Below are 24,897 nucleotides of genomic sequence, written 5' to 3'. Positions count from 1 at the left end.
TGAAAGATCATTAGTCGCTCAATGTCTTGCGATGATTCTCAGGCGCCTTCGCCGACGCAAAATACGTCTGCAACGCAGGCGCCGAGCGGTCGCTTAACGAGCAGATTCGCGCGAGCCAGTCTGCCTCAGCAGGCCATTCGCCTTCCAGCACGCGCGGATAAATCTGGCGCACGAACTGATGCAGCGCTTTTGCACCGATATTGCCACTGACGCCGAGCAGCACATGCAAGGCGTCGCGTGTCGCGTCGAAGTCGCGCGCGCTAACGCTCGCGGCGAGTTGCGCCACCGTCGAGCGAATCTGTTCGATGCCGTTGAGGAATGTCTGGTCAAGCAAGTCCAGCGCGACCAGTTCCTGAAGATGTTTCTCGTCGAGCAACGGACCTTCATGCAACGCGGCGAGCTTGCCCGCAGGCAACGTGTTCTCCGGCGACGGCGCCGCGTCCGCCGTCACATGATTCACTCGATGGCGTGCAAACTGCCGCGCCAGCGCTGCATATAGCGCGCCGATTTGCGCGGGCTTGGTCATCACCTCGTTCATGCCCGCGGCGAGACAGCTTTCTACCGCCTCGCGATCCGATTGACTGGTCAACGCGATGATCGGCACGCTCGCGTAGGCATCGGAGCGCGCGCGGATCAGCGCGGTGGTCTCCACGCCGCCCATGCCGGGCATGTTCATATCCATCACGATGGCGTCGATAACGACGCCTTGCTGCAAGCGCGCCAGCACGGCCGGTCCATGCTCGGCTTCGACGACGGTCGCGCCGAATCGCTCCAGATAGCCTTTCGCGACCAGTCTGCTGTAGGTGTCGTCGTCCGCGAGCAGAATCGTTCTGCCGACGAATCCGTCGAAGCGCTGCGTACGGCCATGCCGATGACCGTTCTCGAAGAGCTTATGCAAAACACCGATCAACTCGACCATGCTCGCCGACTTGCTGACGAATTCGTCCATGCCTGCGCGGCGCGCGAGAGATCGCGCCACGTTGCCCGGCTCCGCCGTATAAGCGACGACGATCACATTGCAGTTCGGGTTGCGACGATCGGCGCGAATTCGTTCGGTCACCGTGTAGCCGTCCAGCGTCGGCATGTTGATGTCCATCAGCACCAGGTCCCACGGCTGGGACTCGCTGAGCGCGGCGAGCGCGGCCTCGCCGTCCGCTGCGTCGCCAGGCTTTGCGCCCACCTTCGACAGTGCCCGTTGAACGCGCGTGCGCTGGTCTGCATCGTTATCGACAACGAGAATACGTTTGCCGTCGAAAAACGGGGCGGCGCGATTAAAGATTTGCTGCTCGTGCTCGGCGACCTCGCTTTCGGAAACGCGCGGAAATTCGAGTGTGAACTGCGTGAACTGACCGACCTCGGAGCGGCAGCGTATCGTGCCGCCGAACGCGCGCATTGCGCGCTGACAGTAAGCGAGTCCGAGGCCCGTGCCTGCGGAATTGCCCGCTGTGCGAAACGGCTCGAAAAGATGCGGCAGGATTTCGGGCGCAATGCCGGGACCGGTGTCGTGCACGATCACTGTCTGCCGATCCACCGTCAGCGTGAGCGTGGCCAAAGGATGCGCCGCAATGTGATGCAGCGCATTCTTAATCAGATTGAAAAGTGTAAACAGATAAACCGTTTCGTCGACCTTGAAGGTGAAATCTTCGAGCACCGCGAGTCTGACTCTCGCGCGTTCGTTCTGGTCGCCGAAGCCGTATTCGTCCAGCGCTTTGCGCGTTGCGGCCGCTGCGCTCAGATACGTGAATTGTTCCGGGCGGATGGCTTTCGCGCTGACTTCGTCAAGTGTCATCGCGATGATGCGCAACCCGCGCTCAATCGACAACTGGCCGTGTGCCAGGTGCCGATACAGCAGTGCAATCCGGCGCTGTGATGCGGCCGGCGGCGAGTCATGATCTATCGCAGCGGGCAAGACTTCTTCTACTCTATCGAGAACATGCTTGAGCTGGCTGAGAGGATTGCGCATTTCATGAGCGATCGACCCGGCAAGCGCCCGAAGCGCGCCGGTTCTCGCCTGTGCGACGATCCCCTTCAGATTGCTGTATGAGAAGGTGATGCCGGCGAAAATGCCAAACGTGAAAACCGGCAGATAGGTGTAGAGAAAGAGATGCGCGTCGACGTGGACGGCTTCCGGAATAACGATTCGCGCGCACAGAATAGCAGCGCCTATGCCGAGCGCAAGATTCAGTGACAACGCAACGAAAGACGGAAAGATGGCGATCAGAAAGAACACCATGCCCAGTTCCGCCATCGACCAGAGCATCGAGTAATGACCGGACAGCAGGTAGTAAGTGAAGAAAAACGGTAGCGTGTACGCTACCGTTACGAAGTAAAACCACGGCAGGAGGCGCGCTGTCCTCGCGGGCCAGAAACGGCGCAGAAGCAGCAATGCGCAGCTCACGGTGCCGACAACCCGCATCAGCAGGTTCTCGTTCGGTTGAGGATCGATGAACGTCCACCACAACCAGTACACCGGATGTCCAACGGTGCCGATCAGCCCCACAGCCAATACGCTGTAATCGGAGACCTTTGCGGCATCGGACACGACCCGGGTTGAGATAGCGGATGCCCCCTGAAATGGCTTTCATGTCGCTCTTTAACTTTTATTGAACCGGCCTCAGAACTTGAAGCTGCTGACGTTGAATGACATGCCGGCACTGCCAACCCAGCACAACACTCTGTCGCCGCGCTTCAGTTCTCCGCTGTCTTTTGCCATCGCTATCGCGGCGGGAATAGAGGCCGAAACGAGGTTTCCCGTTTCCGGATAGATGTGATACATCTTGTCCTCTATTCCGGCCTTTTCTCCGTAGCCGTGCCACGCTGCCTTCGAAGAAGCATGCGTAAAGACAATGTCGATGTCTTTCCTCGGAATCGGCAGTTTAGCGAGTACCGCGGACAGTTCGTCGGAATTCTTGTGAAGCTCGTGGCCGAACGATGTAAAACGCATGTCGCCGTTCTTGCCAATTCTTTCCGACGGATGGCAGAAGCCTTCATAGCCGGGAATCGGAATGGTGCACAGGTCCGATACCTGGGGCTTGCCCCGAAAGGCAAAATTGAAGTTGTCCGGCTCGTTGGCGACCAGCAGCGTGGCGGTGGCGGCCTCGCCGATCGTAAACGACGGCAGCGTGTATTCGATTTGCGCCTGGTTCTTCAACGCAAAATTCCCCGGGTAGAGTGGACCGCCTGCGAGCATATTGAATTCGGCATTCACGATCATAGCGTTTCTGTACTGACCGCACTTGAACAAACTGTCGATAATCGACATCGCTCGTGTCCAGCTCATGCAGGCGTCCACCACGTCGAAGCATTCCGCATTGATGAAGCCGAGCGTGCTCGCCATCATGTGGCTATTGCCCGGCTCGAGAAACCCTCTGCCGATGCCGACATAAATGAACAGCTCGATATGCTCAGGCCGCAAATAGGTTTCCGACAAAGCCTTGCGAGTGGCCATCGCGACGTGATCGATGGGCGATTCGTGGCTGTCGCACCAGCGCCGGTTGACGAGCCCGCTTCTGTCGAGCAGTGTCTTGATGGTGCGTATGCCTCTGTCGATGTCCCCGTCGTAGCCGGTGGAATGAAACCGGATCATGTCGGCGACTTCGTCATTGGTGACGATTCGGGAAGGCAGGCTGACCGCAACGTTCTTGATAAGCATAAACAATCCGTGAAAGAGGGTTTTTGGTGGATGGAGTCCCGTTCGCGCGTGGCGGCGGGCGCGGGTACTTCGGCGTCCGCCTCACGGCGCTCGTACATTAACGCGTCCACCGCGACTGGCGAAAATACCGTCGCCCTCGCTGGATCATTTAGTCGGTGTCGCGGCCAATGTCTGGCTAGAACCGCTCGATCATTCCCAATTGCACGCCGCGAACCGGCGCACCCGGATAGGCCGCGGGAAGGCCGGTGACGTTGACGCCGCGCAGGGTGAAGGTGGCGTCGTGGTGGTTGCGCAGCATTGCGCCGCTCGCGTACAGCGTGAGTTTCGGCGAGAGATCGTATTCGCACGCCACGCTGAACTGGTCCGCGTCGTTGTCGCCGCCCGAGCGATCGCGTGCGTACGCATAGCCCAACGAAGCGCGCAGGCGCGGCGAGAACGCATAGCGCATCGAAAGCGAAAGACCGTCGTCGTGATACCGCGGCGAACCGCCGTCGCCGTTGAAGAACGACGCATAGGCGGTCGCTTGGCTGAACTGGTAGGAGACACCGCCGAGGTTCGCGCGCAAGGTCGTTCCGCCATGCGTTTGCTGATGCGCGTAGGAAACGCGAAGCGGTCCGTTGCAGTACGCAAACGTTTCGTAGTCGCCGGATAGTCCGTTGCCATCGCCGCTGTCGCGCAGTGCGATCATGACCGTCGTCGTGAAGCCGTGAAAGTCCGGCGACAGATAGGCGATGCCGTTGTCCGTATAAGGCGTGATTTTGGACAGGTTATTCAACCCCGAGGCGATCGTCCCCGCGCCGAAGGCGTCGAGTTGTCCTTTGAACGGAATGTAGATCGGCGAGTACTGACGGCCCACACGCACTTCGCCCCAAGGCGCGCCAATGCCAATCCACGCCTGGCGGTTGAAGATCGTGCCCGCGGTGGCCAACGTGCCGTCGGCCGAGCTGAAGCCGTTTTCCAGTTCGAACAGAAGGCGTGTGTCCGAGTCCAGTTGCTCCGAGCCGCGCAAGCCGATTCGCGAGCCGCGGTAAGCGCCCGAGTCGAGGCGCGGCGTCCATGATGAGCCGGGATTCGTGACTTCGATACTGGTGTCGATCGTGCCGTATAGCGTGACCGTGTTTTGCGCGAGAACATTCGGCGCTACGGAAAAGCATGAACTCGCGATGGAGAGAAAGAGCACCAGCCGCGCCGTGCGGTTGTTGCATGAATGAAAGGGCTCGGTAAAGTGCATCGAATGTTTTTGATGGAATAGCGGATATACCGCGAAAATAAAGCGGAGGCTCTGCCGACGGAATCTTTGCATACGTCGCGTTTAACTGCATGCTGCCATCAGACCATCAATCGGATACTAATGACAATGCTGCCAACCGACGACGACTCAATGCCATTCTCATCGATATGGGCCACCATCCGGGATGACTCCGCAATAGATCAAAACGGCTGCATGGTGCAAATCAAAGGCTGGATGATTTCACTAGACGCGACCGCACCCACCGTCGACTATTTCCTCCTCGCCGCGCAAGAACCTTGTTGTGGTGGCTGCGTGCCACGCGATCCTTTCACTTGCATTGAAGTCATTCCGCTCGAGCCGGTCCCGCTCGACGCAGACCCAGTCACCGTGCGTGGCCGTCTGATGCGACTCGTCGACGATCCTGCGGGCTGGCGTTATCGGCTCGAACTGGCCGAGCGCGTTGATGAAGCGGCGAGCGTCGCGCAGCCACCCTTATCGCGCATGACTCGGCGTGCATTCCTCGCGTCAACCACCGCGCTGGGGCTCGCGGCTTGCGCGCCTGGCCGCTTTGCCAGATACACCGATTCGCGCTCAGAACAGCAGCAATGGCAAGCATCCCCGGGCGCATTGACCATCGACATGCACAGTCATGCGGGCCATGTCATCGTCTCACGCGATCCGGCCATAGGCGACCATCGGCCATTGACGCCCGTCAGCGCCCCGATGCGCGCGGGCGGGATGAATGTGATCTGCCTCGCCATCGTCACCGATACCGTCGTCACGCACGTGTCCGCCGATCGCAAGCGTTTCGAGGCGTGGCGCGAGCCGCAGCCAGGCGAGCTATATCGACTCGGCCAAACGGAATTCGCCCGCGCGAAAGAACTGGTCGATCGCGAGCAACTCGTCATCGTGACGAATGCAAGCATGCTGGCGTCGACGGAAAAAAAAAGACCGCGCGTGATCATCGCCGCCGAGGGCGCGGACTTTCTGGAGGGGCAACTGGAGCGTATCGACGAGGCGTACTCGCGCCATCATCTACGTCACCTTCAATTGACGCATTACCGTGTGAACGAACTCGGCGACATTCAAACGGAGGCGCCTGTTCACGGCGGCTTGAGCGATTTCGGCGCGGATGTCGTGCGCCGCTGCAATGCGCTGGGTATTGTGGTGGACGTTGCGCACGGCACGTTCGATCTCGTGAAGCGCGCAGCTTCAGTCACGACGAAGCCGTTGGTGCTCTCGCACACGGCGCTCGCAGGACATCCGGGCGCGCGCAGCCGCCTGATCACAGCCGACCATGCGCGCGCTGTCGCGGACACGGGCGGCGTGATCGGCGTGTGGCCGAGTTCCGGCACATTCCACGACCTCGATGCGATGGCGCACGGCTTCAAGCGCATGGCGGATGTGGTGGGCGTCGAACACGTCGGCCTCGGCACCGACATGCTCGGCTTCATTGCGCCGCCGGTTTTCACGCGCTATGAACAACTACCGGCGTTGGGCGCAGCATTGCTCGCCACCGGCTTCTCCCAAACAGAAACCGGACACCTACTAGGCGGCAACTACCGGCGCGTGTTCGAGGCGTCGTTGAGTTGACTCTCACTCTCACTCAACAACGCCCCCAACCCTCAAAGCCCACTAACCGTCTTCACCGTCACCCACTGTCCGTTCTTCACCTGATAAAGCGTGGAAGAACCCGTCTTCAGCGAGCCGTTCGCGTTGAACTCGATCTGCCCTGTGATGCCTTCGAAGTTGATGTTCTGCAGCTTCGCGCGGTAGTCGTCGGGCTTGGTCGAATTGGCTGCCTGCATCGCCTTGATCGCGGTCCACGCGGCGTCGTAGCCGAACGGCGCATACGAGAGCACGTCCTGGCCGAACTTCTGCTTGAAGCGCTCGGCGAACTTTGCGCCGACGGGCGTGCTGTCGAGCGGGCGCCCGTATTCCCATGCCATTGCGCCTTCGGACACGTTGCCCGCGAGCTTGATGAAGTCGACGTCCTTCACGCCGCCGCCGCCCACGTACTGCGCCTTGAGGCCGAGCTGGTTCATCTGCTTCATGATGCCGGCCGCTTGCGGATTGAGCGCGCCCACGAAAATCAGATCGGGGTTCTTGCTCTTGAGGTTCGTGAGCTGCGTCTTGAAGTCCGTCGCCTGATTCGTCGTGTATTCGCGATCGATGATGTCGCCGCCGTGCGCCTTCACTGCCTTCACGAACTCATCGGCTTCGCCTTGACCGAAGGCCGTGCGGTCGTCGATCACCGCGATGCGCTTGGCCTTCGTCGTCGTCACTGCATAGGCGCCCGCGGTGCCGGCGTTTTGCGCGTCGCTCGAAATCACCATGAAGACGTTCTTGTAGCCGCGGCTGCTGATCACCGGATTAGTGGCGGCCGGATCGATGACGGGCAAGCCCGCTTTCTCGTAGAGATCGGAAGCAGGAATAGTCGTGCCGGAATTGAAGTGCCCGACGACGACCGACACGCCTCCATCCACGAGCTTTTGCGCGACCTGCACGCCGACACGCGGGTCGGCCTGATCGTCTTCGGAGACGAGTTCGAACGAGACAGGCTGGCCGTTGATCTTGACGCCTTGCGCTTTGGCGTCGTCGAGCGCCATTTTGACGCCGTTCTGCAGATCTTTTCCGTAACTGGCATTGGGCCCAGTGAGCGGTGCCGCAAAGCCGATTTTGACGACCGTATCCGCGCGAGAGGCGAGCGGTGCGACGGCGAGCAGTGCCGCAACTGCAACTGCGATAGGGGTGAAAGTCTTAGCAAAACGCATGTCTTCTCCTTTTTGTCGGCAAGCATGAGGTCACTGCTATGGCGTCCGCGAACGGCCGCCAGGAAGACTGATAACGCTCCGTCTTTAACTTTCTCGACGGTCCCTGTCCGCATTACGGCACAGCAGGGCAACACGAAGCAATCGGGACAAATACTCCTGCTGCGCGCGAGCGCGAGCCGGCTGCTTCGACGCGATCTTTCATAAAGACGCGTCCACGCCCAATGCTTCGACAGCCTTGCGCTGATAACCGCCGGTCGCGAGCAACAGCGTGCGCGAGTACTCGCTCTCGACCTGCTGCGCGCGAATCTTCTCGATCGGAAGCTCTTCAACGATCTCTCCATTGCGCATGATCGCCACGCGCGAGCACAGAAAGCCGACTACCGCCAGGTTGTGGCTGACGAGAATCATCGTGAGATTCCGCTCGCGATGCAGGCGCTTGAGGAGGTTGAGAATTTCGGCTTGCACGGAGACGTCGAGCGCGGAAGTCGGTTCATCGAGAAGCAACACGCGCGGCTCGACGATCAACGCACGCGCGATCGCAACGCGCTGTCGCTGTCCGCCCGACAATTGATGCGGATAGCGAAAACGATACGACGGATCGAGGCCGACTTCACGCAGCGCATTCACAATGCGCGCTTCCTCGCCGCCGATTCCATTTATGTTGAGCGGTTCGCGCAGCGTCTGATCGACGGTGAAGCGCGGATGCAGCGAGCCATAAGGGTCCTGAAAGACCATCTGCACATGGCGCCCGCGCATGTCGCGATCCGCTCCGGCGATATGCACGGACCCTTCGGCAGCCGGCGCGAGTCCGCTTAGCGCGCGAAGAATAGTCGACTTGCCGGAGCCTGATTCACCGACGAGACCGAAGACTTCGCCGGCCTCGACATGAAAGCTCGCACCGCGTACCGCGTCGAAGAGTCCGGCAGCCGTCTTGAAGCGCACGGTCAGTGCATCGACGCGGATCATAGCGGCGCTCCTTGCTGCTGGCCGATGTCGCCGATGTCGCCGATCTTGCTGAGCCACGCTGCGTCGCGCGAGAGCACCGGCAATTCGGCGGGTGGGTCGACAAGCGGCGGATTCGCCGCAAGCAGCCCGCGGGTATAAGGATGCTGCGCGTGGATCAGATCGCGCGCGGCGCACGTTTCGATGACGCGTCCCGCGTACATCACGACCACGCGGTCGCAGAACGACATCACGAGCGGCAAGTCGTGACTGATGAAGATGAGGCCGGTCTGATGCTTTTCGATCAGCTCATCGAGCACGGCCAGCACTTGCATGGAGACGAGTACATCGAGTGCGCTCGTCGGCTCGTCGGCGATCAGCAGACGGGGGCCTGTTGAAACCATCATCGCGATCATCACGCGTTGCCCCATGCCGCCCGACAGTTCATGCGGATAAGAGCGGGCGACGCGTTCAGGATTGCGGATATGCACGGACTCGAGCGCCGCAATGACTTTTGCCCGCATTGCACGACGGCCAAGCTTCGGCTCGTGCAGCGCGAACGCTTCGCGCATCTGCTGCTCGACGGTCATGACCGGGTTGAGCGAATACTTCGGGTCCTGCAGCACCATGCCCATCTGCGAGCCGCAGAAGCGGCGGCGTTTGTCCGTCGGCATGGTCAGCATGTCGTGTCCGTCGAAGCGTAGCCGTTTGGCCGTGCAATGCGCGGCGGGCGGCAACAAGCCGAGCAGCGCGCGGCCCGTGAGCGACTTTCCAGAACCGGATTCGCCGACGATGCCGAGTCGCTCGCCCTTCTTCAACGTCAACGACAAACCCCGCACCGCTTCATTCAGCGTGCCGTCGTGCGCGCGAAAGGCAATGCGCAGATCGTCGATTTCGCACAGCGGTGCATCCGCTTCGTCGTTGCGCATGTCAGTCTCCGTGACGCGGATCGAACACGTCGCGCAATCCGTCGCCGAGCAGGTTGAACGCGAGGCTCACGAGCAGGATCGCGAAACCTGGGAGCGTCGCGACCCACCATGAATCGAGCAGCACGTTGCGGCCGGAAGCGACCATGAAGCCCCATTCGGGACTCGGCGGTTGCGCGCCGAGCCCGAGAAAGCCGAGACCCGCGACAGTGAGAATGATGCCCGCCATGTCGAGCGTGGCGCGCACGATCACGGACGACATGCACAGCGGCATCACATAGCGCAGCAAAATGCGCAGATTCGACGCGCCTTGCAGACGCGCGGTCTGAATGAAGTCGGCCTGCACGAGCCTCAACGTCTCGGCGCGCGCGAGACGCGCATACGCGGGCCACGCGGTGATGGAGATCGCGATCACCGCATTGATCACGCCGGGCCCGAGCGCCGCAGCGAACGCGAGCGCGAGCACGATCTTCGGAAACGCGAGCGCGATATCGGTGATGCGCATCAGCACGTTATCGACCCAGCCGCCGAAGAAGCCCGCGGTTGTTCCGATCATCAGGCCGATTGGCACGACCACCACGACCACGAGGATGGCTATCGACAGAGTCAGTCGCGAGCCATAGATGATGCGCGAGAGAATATCGCGCCCAAGCTGATCGGTGCCAAGCCAATGCGATGCCGAGCCCGGTGGCAGCAAGCGGTCGGAGAGCACCTGGCGCAACGGATCATGTGGCGCGATCCACGGTCCGATGATCGCGACGATCACGAGCACCATCAGAATGGCAAAGCCGAACACGGATAGAGGATTACCCGCAAAACGCCGCCAGCGTCGATAGGCAAGGCCCAGCGCGGCCTGCTTGCGCGACGCGGGTGTGTCGGTGAGCAGCCATTGCTTCCACGAAAGGCGCGGCGCATTCATCGGCCAGTCCTGCGTCGAATGTTCGAGAGGAGGACGCACGTAAGTAGTCTCCTTTGCATCAGCGGGCGCGCGGATCGAACACGCGATAGAGCGCGTCGGTGAGCAGATTCAACGCGATGAAAGTAGCGCCTATCACGAGCGTGCTGCCGAGTACGGCATTCATGTCGGCATTGAGCAGCGCACCCGTCAGATATGAGCCAATGCCGGGCCACGCGAACACGATCTCGGTGAGCACCGAACCTTCGAGCAGGAAGCTATACGAAAGCGCGATCACCGTGAGCAGCGGCACCGCGATATTGCCGAATGCATGCACCCACACGACGCGCCGTTCGGGCACGCCCTTCGCGCGCGCCGTCGTGATGTACTCCTGGTTCAACTGATCGAGCATGAACGAGCGCGTCATTCGACTCAGATACGCAACGGAGTAATAACCGAGTATCGCGGCAGGCAACGCGACGTGTGAGACCGCGTTGAAGAACACGTCCCATTCGCCGGCCATCAGCGAATCGACGAGGAGGCTGCCCGTGCGCGAGTCCACCATGCCGTCGAACACCGGGTCCAGTCTGCCAGGGCCCGACACCCAATGCAGCTTCGCGTAGAACAGCAACAGTCCCATCAGGCCGAGCCAGAACACAGGCACGGAACTGCCGATCAGCCCCACGAAGCGCGCAACGTGATCGATCCAGCGGTTATGCCGCGTCGCCGCCACGACGCCGAGCGGCACGCCGACCAATACGCCGACGATGGTCGCGAGCGTCGCCAGTTCGAGCGTCGCGGGAAAGACGCGGCGGATGTCGTCGAGCACGGGCTTGGCCGTTAGCAGCGACATGCCGAGGTCGCCATGCAATACCGCATTCACGTAGATCAGGAATTGCTCGGCAAGCGGCTTGTCGAGACCCAACTGGATACGCGCGGCCGCATAGGCGGCCGCCGACGCGCGATCGCCGAGTATCGCGAGCACAGGGTCGATCGGCACCTTGCGGCCAATCACGAACGTCACGGCAAGCAGGCCCGTAAACGTGATGGCGAGCGTGAGCGCCCAGCGCAGCACGCGCAGTGTCCAACGCACGCTTGCGCGGCGCGCGGACACGGCGCGAATGCGGTCGATAGGAGTCAAGGTTGTCGACATGATCCAGCGCCGCCAGGCGATTACTGCTTCTTCACGTGCAGATACGAAACGAGGTCGTTGATCGGCCCCACTTCGAGTCCGGACACGCCTGGGCGCATCGCGACCTGCGATACCTGCTGGAACATGATGACGAACGGCGAATGCGCGAGCATGTCCTTTTGCATCGTCTGATAAAGCTGTGCGCGTTTTGTGGTGGACGACTCGGCAAGCGCGGCGTTGGTCTGCTTCGTCAGATCGGGAATGTCCCACGAATTACGCCATGCGAGCATCTTGTACGAGGACTTGTCGGAGTTGTCCGGATTCCATGCGTAGCCCTGCGCATTGCTGTGCGGGTCGATATAGTCGGCGGACCATTCGCCGATATAAATGTCATGCTGACGCGCGCGATACTTCGCGAGCGTCTGCTTGTTATCGCCAGGAATGATCTCGACTTTGATTCCGCCTTGAGCCAGATTGGCTTGCACTGCCTGTGCAATTTCGTTGTACGGATAGGCGCTGCGCACATCCATCGTGACGCTAAAGCCGTTCGGCAAGCCTGCTTTGGCGAGCAGTGCCTTCGCCTTTGCAACGTCCTGGTGATAGGGGTTGCTATTGAGTGCGCCGAGAAAGCCTTCCGGCAAGAACGTTTGATGAACCTTATAAGTCGTCTTCACGACGTTCGTCTGAATGCCGTTGTAATCGATCAGCCATTTCATTGCTTCCTGTACTTCCGGCTTCGCGAGATTCGGGTTCTTCACGTTCAGACCGAGATAGAGCAGTGTCGCTTGCGGCACGGCCATCACATGCGCCTTGTTGGATTTCGTCAATGCCGCGAGATCGTCGGGACTCAGATTGCGCGCGACGTCAGCATCGCCATTTTCCAGCAGCAGGCGCTGGCTCGACGCTTCGGGAACGTGACGAAGCACGATGCGCTTCATCGCGAGCGGCATGCGGTAATCGTCGTATTTCTGCAGAATGATGCTGTCGTTGGCGGTCCATTTGACGAGCTTGTATGCGCCCGATCCGGCCTCGTTCGTGCGCAGCCATTCGTTGCCGAAGTCATTGCCTTTCTGATGCGACATCAGCAGCTTTTTATCGAGCACCGATGCGGGCCACGCGCCGAGAACATTGAGTACGAAGGTGGGCGCGTATTTCTGATCGGTCGTGATGCTGACTGTCGAGTCGTCGATCTTTTGTACTTTCTGCAGCGCATTGTCTTTGGTGAGGCCGATGCCTTGCAGCACGGCGGCAGCGCCTTTATCCAGCAGCACGCAGCGCTGGATCGACCACGCGACATCATCGGCCGTGAGCGGATTGCCCGAATGGAACTTGAGGCCAGAGCGAATCTTGAAAGTGAACGTGAGTCCGTCGGGGCTCACGCTCCACGATTGTGCGACGTCGCCATTGAATTTCGACGGGTCTTTCAGATCGACTCGCACAAGACGGTCATAGGTATTCGCGACGTATTCCTCGGGCACCAGTTCATAGACTTCGCCGGGGTCGAGTGTCGAGAATTCGTCGAGCGTCGTGGCCATGACAAGCATGTCTTTCGGCGTCGCCGCGAGCGCGCTGCCTGTCATGGTGACGGAAAATGTCAGCGCGGATACCACCGCGACTGCTGCCAGCGCATTGCGCAAAACCAGATTCATACTCGCTCCGTATCTAAAGGAAGAGAACCTGCAAATGGACAGCCGGAAACCAATCACATCAACTTCAATGGGCCGCTTTCGCTGTTGTCGATGACGGGCAGCGCGCGCGAGCCAGGCAATTCGTAATGCCACCATTCGCTTGCGATGTGCGTAAAGCCGGCTGCGTGCATGATGCCGAGCAGCAGCAGGCGATTGCGCTGCACGTGTTGCGGCAGGCCGTGGTGAAAGTGTTCCGAGGCTTTCACCATTTCATCGAAACCGGTGCCCATGTCGAGCGGTTCGCCATTGCCGTCTATCAGCGTGAGATCGATAGCCGTGCCCCGGCTATGGTTGGAGCCGCGGCCGAGTTCCGCGATGTAAGTCGGATCGGGCAGAAAGTCCCACAGTACTTTTTGCGCTTGAGGCGGACGGTACGCGTCGAAGATGAGCAAGCTCATGCCTATGCTCTCCGCGAGTTCGACGGCTTTACGCAATGCGGCTTCGGCCGGTTCGAGCAGCAGGCAATGCGCTTCGCGGTAAATCGGTTTGCCGGTGAAGTTGCGCGGCGTCGCATAAACGAGGTCGATGTCCACACGATGCGTGTCGTGCGTAATGTGTATCAGGCGATGTTTGTCGGTCATGGTGGTCAGAATTCGAACTGATCGAGTTCGCGTTGCAGTTCGCGGTTACGCGCAACACGCTCGTCGATGGCAGGGCCGAGGTGCTCGACAATCGAGCTCAGCAAGAGATTGAACAGACACGTGAGCGGCGCAAGGGAATCCCAGAACTGGCCGACATCCGTCTTCACTTGCAACAGATCGCAATTGAAGTCGCGCGCCCACGGGCAATAGAGATCGGTGACGAGCGCAAACGCGATGTTGCGCTGCGCCGCGGCTTCGCAATAACGGCGTGCGATGCGCGAATAGGCGCGCGTGTCCGTCACAATCAGATAGGGCGAAGCGAACTCGGAGTTCAGTGAATCCACATAGGAACCCGACATGCCGTCGGAATAGAACACACGCGGGCGCAGATATTCGAGGTAGCTGAAGAACGCGTTCGATATGCCGCGAGTCGATTGAATGCCGACGATATAGACGGCGTCCGCCGTCGCAACATGTTGAGCGACACGCCCAAATGCTTCGCTTTCTGCGAGCTGATAGACGTAGCGCACCGCATCGACTTCGAGATCGAGCGACCGTGCGAGTGCCGCATGCTGCCGGCTCATGCCCTCCGAGTGTTCGTCGTGGCGCTCGCTGCGATACTCGTCGAGCCGGTCGGTAATGAACCACGGACGCGTTTGTGCGCCGCGCAACTCGCGCTTCAGGTCATCCAGATTGCGATAGCCGACGCTGCGCAGAAAGCGTCCAACGGAAATGCCGCTCGTTCCCGTTTGCTGCGCGATCTGATCGGCCGTCTCAAGGCCGAGCCGATCGAGATTCGCCAGCATATAGGTGGCAATGCGCTTGGCTGTCGGCGTGAGCGTGGTGAAGCTCTCCTGGACCGTATCGGTAAACGCAGTGCGCATCGCGGGCTGTTCGTTATTTACCTGTCATGAAAGCGTGCTGTGGTAGCTATCTGACAAGGACAATAAAGCCGGCGCTACATTAATTTTTTAATCGAAAGCCGCGGGGTGATAGTCGTTGATGCGCGATGCATACTGTCTCACGGTGCCCACACCCGCCGCATGAAATCGAGCGTCAACGCAGCGATGTCGTCGCTCGCTTCTTCCAGCGCGAAGTGGCCGGCATCGAGCACATGCACTTCGGCATCCGGAACGTCGCGCTGGTACGCGTGTGCGCCATGCACGGTGAACGACGGATCATACTTGCCCCAGGTCACGAGCGTTGGCGGCCGATGCTCACGCAACCACGCTTGCCAGCGCGGATACGATTCGAGGTTCGTGCGGTAATCGTAGAAGAGGTCGGTCTGAATGGCGGCCTGTCCGGGGCGCGCGAGAAACTGTTCTTCGTCGCGCCAGTTGTCCGGGTCGTAGCGCTGTGGGTTCGGGCTTGTGCCCACGTGCCGCAGCTTCAACGCATCCGGCGAGGCGAGATTGGCCCGCAAGCTCGCTTCGTGTTGCGCGCGGTCTTTCCAGAATGCCTTGCGCGTTTCCCACAGCGGTCCGAGTCCTTCTTCATGCGCGACGGCATTCTGAATCACGATGCCCTTCACTTTGTCCGGCCGGGCCATCGCAAGCCGGAATCCTACCGGGCCGCCATAGTCGGCCATGAACAGCACGTAGCGATCGAGCTTTAACGCATCGGTGAACAGGTCGATGGATCGCGCGATGTTGTCGAACGTATACGCGTAGCTTTCGGGCGACGGAGCCTCGCTATTGCCGAAGCCCGGATAGTCCGGCGCGATAACGCGAAACTCCGGCGCGAGAAACGGCATAAGCGGTTCGTACATCCGCGAAGACGATGGGAAGCCATGCAGCAGTAGAAGGGTCGGCGCGTCCTTCGGCCCTGCCTCGCGATAGAAAATGTCGACGCCGTCGACGTTCACCGTCGAATAGCGGAAAGTAGAACGGGTTGCATCCATGATCGGTTTGTCCTCAAGTGGAAAGGTGCGATATCAAGGGCGTGGCTCGGCACTAGAAGGCGCCGTGCGCGACGTGCGCGTCGGCGCCGCCGTCTGCACGACATGCAGTACGTTTGCGGCGAGCGCAAATGCCGCGGCGGCCATGCACACACCCATCCAGTGGCCGAACGCCCATGCGGGCCCCGCGAGCAGCGCACCGATTGCGCTGCCGACGAAAAAGAGTCCGGTGAAAAGGCCGTTCACGCGGCCGCGTGCCTGCGGGTTGAGCAGGTTGACCGCGCGGCGCCCCATCGCCTGATCGCCGATCACGCCGAGATCGAGCAGCAGCGCCGCGAGCACGAGCAGCGTGAGCGAAGCGGCCGGCGGCAGGCCGCTGCTTCCGCCGAGCAGCGCGATGCAGCTTGCCAATACGACGATCGAGTGGAAGGCGATGGTCGCTTGCCGGTCGAGGCCACGGTCGCCAAGGCGTCCCGCGACCGGCGCGATGATCGTGCTGCCCGCGCCGGCCAGCGCGAACAGACCCACCCCGACATGGCCGAGCCGCAGCGGCGCGCTCGCGAGCTTCAAAGCCACGCTCGTCCAGAACAGGTTGAACGACACCATCAACAGACCCTGGTACAGCGCGCGCCGCCGCAGCACCGGTTCGTCGCGGATCAGATGCAGCAGCGAGCCGATCAACGCGGCATACGAGCTTTGATGAACGGGACGCCGGTCCGGTACATGCGTCCACAGCCATGCCGACATGACGGCAAGCGCGGCGGCGTCGATCGCGTAGTAGCTGCGCCAGCCGAACGCGCCGGCGATCAGGCTCGCCGCCGGCCGCGACAACAGCACCCCGAGCATCAGGCCGCTCATCACGTCGCCGACGACGCGGCCGCGATCGGCCTCCGGCGCTTGCGATGCGACGACGGGCACGAGCATCTGTATCGCACTCGACGTCAGCCCGACGAAAAACGATGCCGCCAGGAAGGCCACCGGCTCGCGGGCGGCGGCGAGAACGGCGAGCGCCAACACTTGCGCGCCGAGCGTCGCGATGATGAGCGGCCGGTTCGGCAACAGGTCGACGAGCGGCACGAGAAGCAGCAGGCCGGCGGCGTAGCCGGTGAGCGTCAGCATCGTCACCATGTTGGCCCACGCGCCGAGTCCGACAGACGTGGCGAGATCGTTGACGAGCGCTTGCGACGCGTACAAACCGAGTACCGCGATGCCGACGGCAATCGCATAAGGGCGCGTCGCGATGGATGCGGGCGTCGCAACGGCGGCAGGGCTCTGATTAGTCGATGGCATACGCAGGTGGCTCCGCGAGAACGATGCTTCGTATGCTACTCGCGCTTATCTGATAGATAATCGGGGCGGAAAATGACTCTTTCTCCCGCAAAAATGGATAATGGATCGCTGCGCGACCTCGAGGTTTTTGTCGCGATTGCCGAGGAAGGCAACCTGACTGCAGCCGCGCGACGGCTCGACCGGTCGTTGCAAGCGGTCAGCCGCTCGCTGCAAGTGCTCGAGCGCGAGGCAGGGACGCTGCTCGTTGCGCGCACCACGCGGCAGTGCCGGCTCACCACGGCGGGCGAGCAGTTCTACACGCGCATCAAGCAGGTGCTCGCCGATCTCGCGATGGCGCGCGCCGAACTGGCCGAGCATGCAACCACGGTGTCGGGGCGTCTGCGTATCTGCGGTCCGACGCTCTTCGGTCCGCGCTATATCGCGCCGCTGGTGGCGGCGTTTCTCGCGCGTTATCCGCGGCTCACGGCGTCGCTCGATCTGTCCGAGGAGTACGACGATCCGGCGACGAGCGGCGCGGACGTCACCATCCGTATCGGCGAGACGCCTGACTCGAATCTGATTGCGCGGCGGCTCGGCACCATCCGCCGGGTGACGTTCGCGTCGCCCGCTTATCTCGAGGCGCGCGGGCGTCCGCTGCGGCCGGCTGATTTGAAGCAGCATGATTGCGTGGTCCGCTCGTCATTACCGGAAGCCTCGCTGTGGCGCTATCGCAGCAAACGCGGAGTGGAGGAGTCGGTGCAGGTGCGCGGGCGCTTCGAAAGCAACAGCACGGCGGCGATCAACGATGCCGTTGCGAGCGGTCTCGGCATTGGCCGCGCCGCGTACTGGCAGATTGGCGAACTGGTGCAGCAGCGTCGCGTGGAACTGATCCTGACCGACTATGAACTGTCGCCGCTGCCGTTGCAGGCGCTATGGTTACCTACGCGGCGCCTGCCCGCGCGCACGCGGCTATTCGTGGAGTTTCTGGCGTCGCGGCTCGAAAGCGTCGCGCTTTAGGGCGGCGGGTTGATTAGAGCAAGCGCGGGTGCGCAACGTGAGTCCGCATCGCGTCACATGGGATTCTGCCGACGGCACGCATGCAATATTTCGTTGACTGCAAACGCGCCTCGCACGCTCTGCACATTCTGCAAGACGCACACGTGATAGGCCCTTTCACGCGGCAACAGCAGTGCACCGTTTTTGTAGAGCGCGATGCACGAATTGGTAATGGCGCGCGCCGCGTAATTGCTCTGGCTATTCGCGAGCGAATTCAGAATGCATTGGTCGTACTCGGGATTCCCGCCTCCGAATGCGAAAGCCGACAGCGGCGCGGCGAGCGCTGCTGAAACAAGCACAAAAACGAGTCTGAGCATGAGTGCGGAAAGCTCGCTGAGATGACGGCAGATAATCGTAGCATGTGCGTTATAGGCGGACACGCGCCGCCTTATCGGCCGTCGAATTTCGCGGCCAGCTTCTGCTTTCGAAATGCATCGACGACGAAATCGATAAACACGCGCGTCCTCGCCGGCAACAGTTTTTTGTTCGGATAGTAGATCGATATCGGTCCCTGGTCCGCGTACCACGCCGGCAAGAGACGCATCAACGCGCCGCTTGCGAGCCAGGGCGCTGCGTGCGGCATCGGCAGGAAGGCGACGCCCTGGCCGTGCATCGCCGCATGCGCGATCGCTTCGGGGTCGTCGAAGATCATGCGCGTGCGGCACTCCGCCTGGTACTGCTCGCCCACATGGTTCTGCAGCGTCCACGCGCGCAACCGGCCGGTTGTCGACGAGCGGCGAACGATTCCGTCGAACCCGCTCAGTTCGGACGGGTGCCTGGGCATCGTGCGCGTCGCCATATAAGCCGGCGATGCCGCCACGATCACATGCGTGCGCGCCAACTCGCGCGCCACGATTCCCGGCGTCAGTTCAATGCCGCCGCCGATGGCGACATCGAAGCCGTCGGCGATCAGATCGACGGGCCGGTTATCGAAGTGCCAATCCGGCACGATCGCCGGATAGTGCTCGAGGAATTCGCCCAGCAAGGGCACCAGATATTCGCGGCCGAATGCCAGTCCCAGACTCACCTTGAGCGTGCCCGCCGGCCTGCCGTCCTGGACGGCAGCACCGGCAAACGCGTCTTGCAGCGCGGTGAACGGCGCGGCGACTTCGCGCAACAGCTTCTCGCCTTCGGTCGTCAGCGTGAGCTTGCGCGTGCTGCGCTGAAAGAGCCGCAGACCCAGCGAGGTCTCGAGCCGCGCCACGTTCTTGCTCACGGCGGCCGGTGTCAGGCCGAGCCGGCGCGCCGCCGCCGAGAAGCTCAGGTGCTCTGCGCTGAGCACAAACGATTCGATCAGGTTGAGAGGCTCCACGGCGATTTCGGACAAACAGTTGAAAGAGATAGTCTAGATCACACGCTAGTCGAAGGGGAATGTCAGGACGATACTGCTCTCCACTCACTCACCCATTGGAGCAAGACATGACTGCAAATCTGACTGGCAAAGTTGCATTCGTCACCGGCGGCAGCCGGGGCATCGGCGCGGCAATCGTGCAACGTTTGTCGAAGGAAGGCGCGACGGTAGCGTTCACGTACAAGGGTTCGTCGGCGGCCGCGCAGGCACTCGCCGGCAGCATCGAGCAGCAGGGCGGCCGCGCGCTCGCATTGCAAGCGGACGCGGGCGATGCCGCCGCGGTGAGCCGCGCGATCGACGATGTCGCCGCCAAATTCGGCAAGATCGATATTCTCGTGAACAACGCGGGCGTGCTCGCGCTAGGCCCGGTCGAGACGTTCTCGCTCGAGGATTTCGACAGAACGCTGCAAGTCAACGTGCGCGCTGTGTTCGTCGCGGTGAAGGCGGTGTTGCCGCATATGGGCGAGGGCGGCCGCATCGTGAACATCAGCAGCGTCAACGCCGAACGCATGCCGTTTCCCGGCGGCGCCGCGTATGCAATGAGCAAGTCCGCGTTGCGCGGACTCGTGCAAGGCCTCGCGCGCGATCTCGGTCCGCGCGGCATCACGGTCAACAACGTGCAGCCCGGTCCGACCGATACGGACATGAACCCTGAATCCGGCGATTTCGCGTCGATGCTGCACGGTTTCATGGCGCTTCCGCGTCATGGACGGCCGGATGAAATCGCAGGGATGGTCGCTTATGTTGTCAGCCCGGAAGCGGCATTTGTCACGGGCGCGAGCTTGACGATCGACGGCGGTTTCAACGCCTGATCGAGTCGCGCGCGTAGGAAGCGACGCATAAGCAAGCCTGTCGATTTTTTCGGCAGGCTTGTTCTCTTATGCGTGATTCGTCACGCGCTCACGCAGCGGAACCCCGCATAAACGTACTGATAATGCGGCTGAAACCAGTTGCGAAACGTCGGCCGCAACATGCACTGCGCGGTGCGCGCCGATCCGCCCTTCAGCACGTAATGCTTGCCGTCGAAGAAATTGGCCGAGTAGCCCAGATAGAACGGAAACGGCTCGAACCCCGGCAAGCCGTCGAACAATGTCGACGTCCATTCCCAGCCGTTGCCGAACTGGCCTTCCACGCCGAATGCGCTCACGTTCTCCGGATAAGCGTCGACGGGCCGAGGGTCCCAGCTACGGAAATCGAAGTTGCCCGAGCCCGCGTGCGGCGCGCCCTGTGCGGCGCGTTGCCATTGCGCTTCGGTGGGCAGCGCCTTGCCGGCCCAGCGCGCATAGGCGCTCGCCTCGGCGTGGCTGACGTACGCGGGCCAGTCGAGCGGCAAGGGCACGTCGTCGAACATGGTGCGCAACGTCCATTCGTCGCGAACGCCGTTGCCTTCACCGCTGTCTTCCCCGTTACGTTCGCTGTTGACGCTGCGCCGCGACCAGCATGCCGGATGCTCGATGCCCTCGGCTTCCTTCCACGCCCAGTCCTGCTCCGACCACCACTTCGGCTCGCGATAACCGCCCGCGTCGATGAACTCGCGAAACGCGCCGTTCGTCACCATATAGCGGTCGATCTCAAAGGCCGGCACGTCCACTTGCAATTCGCCGAACTCGTTGTCCCAGCCGAAGCGGCCGCCGTCGCGCCGCATCCCGAGCGTGGCCGAACCCGCAGGCACGCGGACCATCGGCGACGCGCCGTTCGCGCGCCCCGGACCGGTCACGACAGGCTCGCGCAGCTCGGTCACTTTCTGTGCGAGCGGCAATTGATGAAGCATGTACGCAAGCGTCTCCGCATGCATCAGCCGATGCTCGATCGCGACATTCAGCAATTGCTCCGACGCATCGACGCGCGCGGAATCGGTCAGCGCCCGCAGTTCGCGGTCGATCTGTTCGCGAGCGCGCAGGCCATACTCGCGCACGGTCTGGAGCGAAGGCCAGTCGCCTGGTTGATCGGTGGGAAAGCCGCCATCAACCGGATCGATGCCGAAGGCGAAAAGCTGATCGAGTTGCGGATCGAAAGCGGGCAGTTCGAACAGACGCTGATCGAACAGATTACGGTCGAAAGCTTCGAGGTGACCGATATAGAACACGATGCGATGCCGCTCGCGAATCGGTCTTTCGTACAGAAACTCGGGCTTGACGATGGAGAAGAGAGCGTCGGTAACTTGACGCGCGTCGATCAGACGCTGAACGAGCGGGTGATGCGGGCGGGGATCGCGGTTCATTTCGCCGGGTCTCCTTGCGGGGGACGGACTAAACAAAGACTGTACCCGCTCGCAGTTGCCATGCCAAGGCAAAAGACCCGCCGGAAAAACGTGCAAAGGGCCGCGGCCGGCCCTGTGCGCGGGGTTTAGACCTGCCGCAAGCCGTCCAGATCGACGATGCGAATGTGCTTGCCTTGCGTGTCGATCAGGCCGCGCTTTTGAAATCTTGACAGCGTGCGGCTCACGGTTTCGAGCGTCATGCCGAGGTAGCTGCCCATGTCCTCGCGCGTCATTCGCAGATTGAACTCCGCCGACGAATAGCCGCGCTGCGCATTGCGCTCGGACACGTCGAGCAGAAAGGCCGCGACCCGTTCGTCCGCCGACAGCGAGCCGAGCACCATCATCTGGGCGGCTTCGCGCACGATCTGCTCGCCGAGCAGCTTGTGCAGGCGCTCCTGCATCGAGCCGATTTCGCGGCACAGCGACTTGAGCGCGGTGTAGGGGACGATGCACACGGTGCTGTCCTCGAGCGCGAGCGCGCTGCACGCGTGCCGGTCTTCGCTGATGCCGTCGAGGCCGAGCGCTTCGCCGGCAAGCCGCAGGCCCGTGACCTGTTCGCGCCCGTCGCGGTGCGCCATGACGGTTTTCATCGAGCCGGAGCGCACTGCGTAAATGTTGTCGAAACGGTCGCCGCTGCGGTACAGCGCTTCCCCGCGATGCACGGAGCGCGCCGAGCAGATCAGCGTTTCGAGTTTCGAGAGTTCGTCGTTCGACAAGCCTTGCGGCATGCACAACTGCCGCATCGAGCAGCTCGAGCAGCGCGCGGCGCTGCGGGTGGGCGTGCGCGTGGCGGCACGCGGCGTCGCCCGGCGGCTGGCTCGCGGTGCGGGCGAGGTGACGGCGGAGCCGCCCGGAACTGCGGAAGCCGGGGCCGAACTCGGGGCGGAAGTCGGGGCCGAAGGCGGGGCGGGAATCACAACGGTAGGGGTCAACATGTCTGAGCCGATGTCAGGAGGTAATGATTGATTGTCCCACCGGCTCTGTCCCCCGTTTCGCGGCAAAATGACGCGCTCCCGCGCTCAAGCCTCTTGAGCGACGTCAGAACGCCGCGCCTCGCGTCCTCCAAACGCGGAAGCGTCCGAATGCGCTTTCCCGCCCGCGCGAGCTCTTACTCAACGTTTTGCGTCTACCAGCGACTTTCCCGCGCACTCGCAAACGTTTGGCGAATTTTTTTCTTTCTCGCGCACACCACTCTCAAGGTTTAGGAATTTTTGTCGTCATATTGTCTGAAGAATGCGACGGCAGCGAGAAAGGGGCGGACTACAACGCGCCCATGTCGGCGTCATCGAGTGAACCGCCTTGAGACGAGGCGGATGTGTTCACGCCGAAGCGCGGGGCGGTGCCGCAATGCGGTGAACTGCGCGCGCTTCGCGACAACTTTTATCGAGCGGTTGGGGAAGGAATTAGACACATGAAGATTTCGAATTTGAAAATCGGGGTTCGTCTTGGCTCCGCCTTTGCGCTGATGGTCGCGCTGCTGGTCGGCACGGCTGTCGTCGGTATCGAGCATCTCGAGTCGACTAACACGAAGATGGATGAGATCGTCAGCAATCGCTATACGCTGATCGCGCTCAGCAATCAGATCAAGAGCAACGGATACAAGGCGAACGGCATTCTGAGCAATCTGCTGCTGACCACGTCGCCCGATAAAGCCAAGCAGTACATGGACGACTACGCGGCGATCCGCAAAGCGAACGCGCAAGCCTACGCCGAGCTCGAAAAGCACCTGACGAGCGATGAAACCCGGGCGCTCTTCAAGCAGCAGTTCGACGCGCGCTCGGCTTACGGCGTGAGCGTGAAGAGCTTCTTCGATCTGGTCAGCAAGAACCAGCAGCAGGACGCGCGCGACGTCTATCAGGGCGACATGGCGCGGCTGCAGGACGCTTATTACGTTCTCGTCGACAAGATGGTCGACGTGCAGGCGGACCGGATGGCGCGCGATGTCGCCGAAGCCGTCGCCGAAGCGCACAACGCGAAGCTGCAAATGATTCTGCTCGCGCTGTTCGCCACGGTGATCGCGATCGCGACCGGCATCTTCATCACGCGCACCATCACGCGGCCGATCAACCGCGCGGTCGTTCTCGCCGAAGCGGTCGCGGCCGGCGATCTCACGCATCATCTGCACATCGATTCGACCGATGAAGTGGGCCGCCTTCTCACCGCGCTCGAACGCATGACCGGCAATCTGCACGGCATCGTCGCGCAAGTGCGCCAGGGCACGGACACGATCAGCCAGGCGACGCGCGAAGTGGCGAGCGGCAACATGGACCTGTCGAGCCGCACCGAACATCAGGCGAGCTCGCTCGAAGAGACGGCGGCCGCGATGGAGCAACTCACGTCGACGGTCAAGCAGAACGCCGATAACGCACGCGAGGCCAATCAGCTTGCGTCGAGCGCGTCGGATGTCGCGGTGCGCGGCGGCGAAGCCGTGAACCAGGTCGTGAGCACGATGACCGCCATCAACGAGTCGTCGCGCAGGATCGTCGAGATCATCGGCGTGATCGACGGCATCGCGTTCCAGACCAATATTCTCGCGCTCAACGCTGCCGTGGAAGCGGCGCGCGCGGGCGAACACGGGCGCGGCTTCGCGGTGGTCGCAAGCGAAGTGCGCGGCCTCGCGCAGCGCAGCGCCGTTGCAGCGAAGGAAATCAAGGAGCTGATCGCGGACTCGGTGAGTCAGGTCGGCACCGGCGGCAAGATGGTCGAGGAAGCCGGACAGATCATCGGCGAAGTCGTGAAGAGCATTCGTCATGTAACGGAAATCGTGGCCGAGATCAGTTCGTCGAGCAAGGAGCAAAGCGAAGGCATCGAGCAGATCAACCACGCCGTCACGCAGATGGACAAGGTGACGCAGGAAAACGCCGCGCTCGTCGAGCAAAGCGCCGCTGCGGCGCAGGCTCTGCAAGACCAGGCGCAGCAACTCACGCAGACCGTCAGCACCTTCAAGCTCGACGACGCCACGTCGAAACAACGTCGCGTCACGCGCGACTCGCATGCGCATCGCTCGAATGATGTCAGCGATGCCGGTGCTTGGCTCGTGTCGGCCCAGTAGAAGTCGAGGCAGGCAACGGACGGAGACACGAGCCGGTCGCGCGGACCGGCTCGATAACACATAGAAGACCGAGCGCTGCTGCAAGCCCGCATCCGCATCGCGCTCTTTCCCGTTTCGCTGTCTGCCGAAGATCACGGCCAACCGTCGCGTTGCCGTCGCGGGCGTACGCCCCGAGCATTCGCATGCGGACA

Annotated in this window: 20 protein-coding genes and 1 pseudogene; 4 read left to right on the top strand and 17 right to left on the bottom strand. The window is 61.7% G+C overall.

What is annotated here, in order from left to right; translation table 11 throughout:
• Positions 1-10 precede the first annotated feature (10 nt).
• The 3 genes and pseudogenes from ABIE53_RS21190 to ABIE53_RS21180 form a co-directional block, all read right to left on the bottom strand.
• Positions 11-2,585 (bottom strand): annotated as a pseudogene (locus ABIE53_RS21190) (ATP-binding response regulator).
• Positions 2,586-2,614: 29 nt separating this feature from the next.
• Positions 2,615-3,652 (bottom strand): 3-oxoacyl-[acyl-carrier-protein] synthase III C-terminal domain-containing protein, encoded by a 1,038-nt coding sequence (locus ABIE53_RS21185; protein ID WP_006049675.1) that lies wholly within the window; start codon positions 3,650-3,652, stop codon positions 2,615-2,617.
• Between the two features lie 175 nt (positions 3,653-3,827).
• Complete coding sequence (locus ABIE53_RS21180) at positions 3,828-4,883, bottom strand: porin (protein WP_310075425.1); 1,056 nt, start codon at positions 4,881-4,883, stop codon at positions 3,828-3,830.
• A gap of 312 nt (positions 4,884-5,195) precedes the next feature.
• Here ABIE53_RS21180 and ABIE53_RS21175 point away from each other — a divergent pair, with 312 nt between their 5' ends.
• On the top strand, positions 5,196-6,476 hold the full coding sequence (locus tag ABIE53_RS21175; RefSeq protein ID WP_310075422.1) for a dipeptidase: 1,281 nt from the start codon (positions 5,196-5,198) through the stop codon (positions 6,474-6,476).
• Positions 6,477-6,508: 32 nt separating this feature from the next.
• On the opposite strand, the gene ABIE53_RS21170 is transcribed toward ABIE53_RS21175, so the two are convergent.
• The 10 genes from ABIE53_RS21170 to ABIE53_RS21125 form a co-directional block, all read right to left on the bottom strand.
• On the bottom strand, positions 6,509-7,657 hold the full coding sequence (locus ABIE53_RS21170; RefSeq protein ID WP_114157718.1) for a branched-chain amino acid ABC transporter substrate-binding protein: 1,149 nt from the start codon (positions 7,655-7,657) through the stop codon (positions 6,509-6,511).
• A gap of 198 nt (positions 7,658-7,855) precedes the next feature.
• Positions 7,856-8,623, bottom strand: coding sequence for an ABC transporter ATP-binding protein (locus ABIE53_RS21165; RefSeq protein ID WP_006049671.1), 768 nt, complete (start codon positions 8,621-8,623; stop codon positions 7,856-7,858).
• Positions 8,620-9,528 (bottom strand): ABC transporter ATP-binding protein, encoded by a 909-nt coding sequence (locus ABIE53_RS21160; protein WP_192699671.1) that lies wholly within the window; start codon positions 9,526-9,528, stop codon positions 8,620-8,622. The genes ABIE53_RS21165 and ABIE53_RS21160 overlap by 4 nt, the downstream gene beginning before the upstream one ends.
• Before the next feature lies 1 nt (position 9,529).
• Complete coding sequence (gene nikC / locus ABIE53_RS21155) at positions 9,530-10,444, bottom strand: nickel transporter permease (protein WP_192699907.1); 915 nt, start codon at positions 10,442-10,444, stop codon at positions 9,530-9,532.
• 58 nt (positions 10,445-10,502) lie between these two features.
• Positions 10,503-11,573, bottom strand: a complete 1,071-nt coding sequence (locus ABIE53_RS21150) for an ABC transporter permease (RefSeq protein WP_006049668.1) — start codon at positions 11,571-11,573, stop codon at positions 10,503-10,505.
• Positions 11,574-11,593: 20 nt separating this feature from the next.
• Positions 11,594-13,201, bottom strand: coding sequence for an ABC transporter substrate-binding protein (locus ABIE53_RS21145; RefSeq protein ID WP_006049667.1), 1,608 nt, complete (start codon positions 13,199-13,201; stop codon positions 11,594-11,596).
• A gap of 53 nt (positions 13,202-13,254) precedes the next feature.
• Complete coding sequence (ddpX, locus tag ABIE53_RS21140) at positions 13,255-13,821, bottom strand: D-alanyl-D-alanine dipeptidase (protein WP_053859950.1); 567 nt, start codon at positions 13,819-13,821, stop codon at positions 13,255-13,257.
• 5 nt (positions 13,822-13,826) lie between these two features.
• Positions 13,827-14,705 (bottom strand): sap1 transcriptional regulator SapR, encoded by an 879-nt coding sequence (gene sapR, locus ABIE53_RS21135; protein ID WP_192699672.1) that lies wholly within the window; start codon positions 14,703-14,705, stop codon positions 13,827-13,829.
• Between the two features lie 137 nt (positions 14,706-14,842).
• Positions 14,843-15,721, bottom strand: coding sequence for an alpha/beta fold hydrolase (locus tag ABIE53_RS21130; RefSeq protein ID WP_192699673.1), 879 nt, complete (start codon positions 15,719-15,721; stop codon positions 14,843-14,845).
• Positions 15,722-15,754: 33 nt separating this feature from the next.
• A complete protein-coding gene (locus tag ABIE53_RS21125) occupies positions 15,755-17,008 on the bottom strand; it encodes an MFS transporter (RefSeq protein ID WP_192699674.1) in 1,254 nt (417 codons plus the stop codon).
• A gap of 72 nt (positions 17,009-17,080) precedes the next feature.
• On the opposite strand from ABIE53_RS21125, the gene ABIE53_RS21120 reads away from it, so the two are divergent.
• Positions 17,081-18,004, top strand: a complete 924-nt coding sequence (locus tag ABIE53_RS21120; protein ID WP_006049662.1) for a LysR family transcriptional regulator — start codon at positions 17,081-17,083, stop codon at positions 18,002-18,004.
• 53 nt (positions 18,005-18,057) lie between these two features.
• Here the strand turns inward: ABIE53_RS21120 and ABIE53_RS21115 are convergent, their stop codons facing one another.
• The gene (locus ABIE53_RS21115) at positions 18,058-18,360 is read right to left on the bottom strand and encodes a VF_A0006 family four-cysteine protein (RefSeq protein WP_006049661.1); all 303 of its coding nucleotides are present in this window, start codon (positions 18,358-18,360) and stop codon (positions 18,058-18,060) included.
• A 71-nt stretch (positions 18,361-18,431) separates the two neighbouring features.
• Positions 18,432-19,355 carry a LysR family transcriptional regulator gene (locus ABIE53_RS21110; RefSeq protein WP_107706932.1) on the bottom strand — a complete coding sequence of 308 codons (924 nt, stop codon included), beginning with the start codon at positions 19,353-19,355 and terminating at the stop codon, positions 18,432-18,434.
• A 107-nt stretch (positions 19,356-19,462) separates the two neighbouring features.
• Here ABIE53_RS21110 and ABIE53_RS21105 point away from each other — a divergent pair, with 107 nt between their 5' ends.
• Complete coding sequence (locus ABIE53_RS21105) at positions 19,463-20,206, top strand: SDR family oxidoreductase (protein WP_192699675.1); 744 nt, start codon at positions 19,463-19,465, stop codon at positions 20,204-20,206.
• 80 nt (positions 20,207-20,286) lie between these two features.
• Here ABIE53_RS21105 and ABIE53_RS21100 read toward each other — a convergent pair whose 3' ends face one another.
• Together ABIE53_RS21100 and fnr are read right to left on the bottom strand one after the other, a co-directional pair.
• On the bottom strand, positions 20,287-21,615 hold the full coding sequence (locus ABIE53_RS21100) for an SUMF1/EgtB/PvdO family nonheme iron enzyme (RefSeq protein ID WP_192699676.1): 1,329 nt from the start codon (positions 21,613-21,615) through the stop codon (positions 20,287-20,289).
• A 125-nt stretch (positions 21,616-21,740) separates the two neighbouring features.
• Positions 21,741-22,589, bottom strand: a complete 849-nt coding sequence (gene fnr / locus ABIE53_RS21095) for a fumarate/nitrate reduction transcriptional regulator Fnr (RefSeq protein WP_107706929.1) — start codon at positions 22,587-22,589, stop codon at positions 21,741-21,743.
• Positions 22,590-23,065: 476 nt separating this feature from the next.
• Between fnr and ABIE53_RS21090 the strand changes: the two genes are divergently transcribed.
• Positions 23,066-24,706: a methyl-accepting chemotaxis protein gene (locus ABIE53_RS21090; RefSeq protein WP_029966864.1), complete on the top strand. Its 1,641-nt coding sequence runs from the start codon at positions 23,066-23,068 to the stop codon at positions 24,704-24,706.
• Positions 24,707-24,897 lie beyond the last annotated feature (191 nt).

The organism is Paraburkholderia sp. OAS925 (genome assembly GCF_040543975.1).
GTDB lineage: Bacteria > Pseudomonadota > Gammaproteobacteria > Burkholderiales > Burkholderiaceae > Paraburkholderia > Paraburkholderia graminis.
The sequence above is the reverse complement of the archived record's forward strand: the minus strand, read 5'-3'. Positions and strand labels throughout refer to the sequence as shown.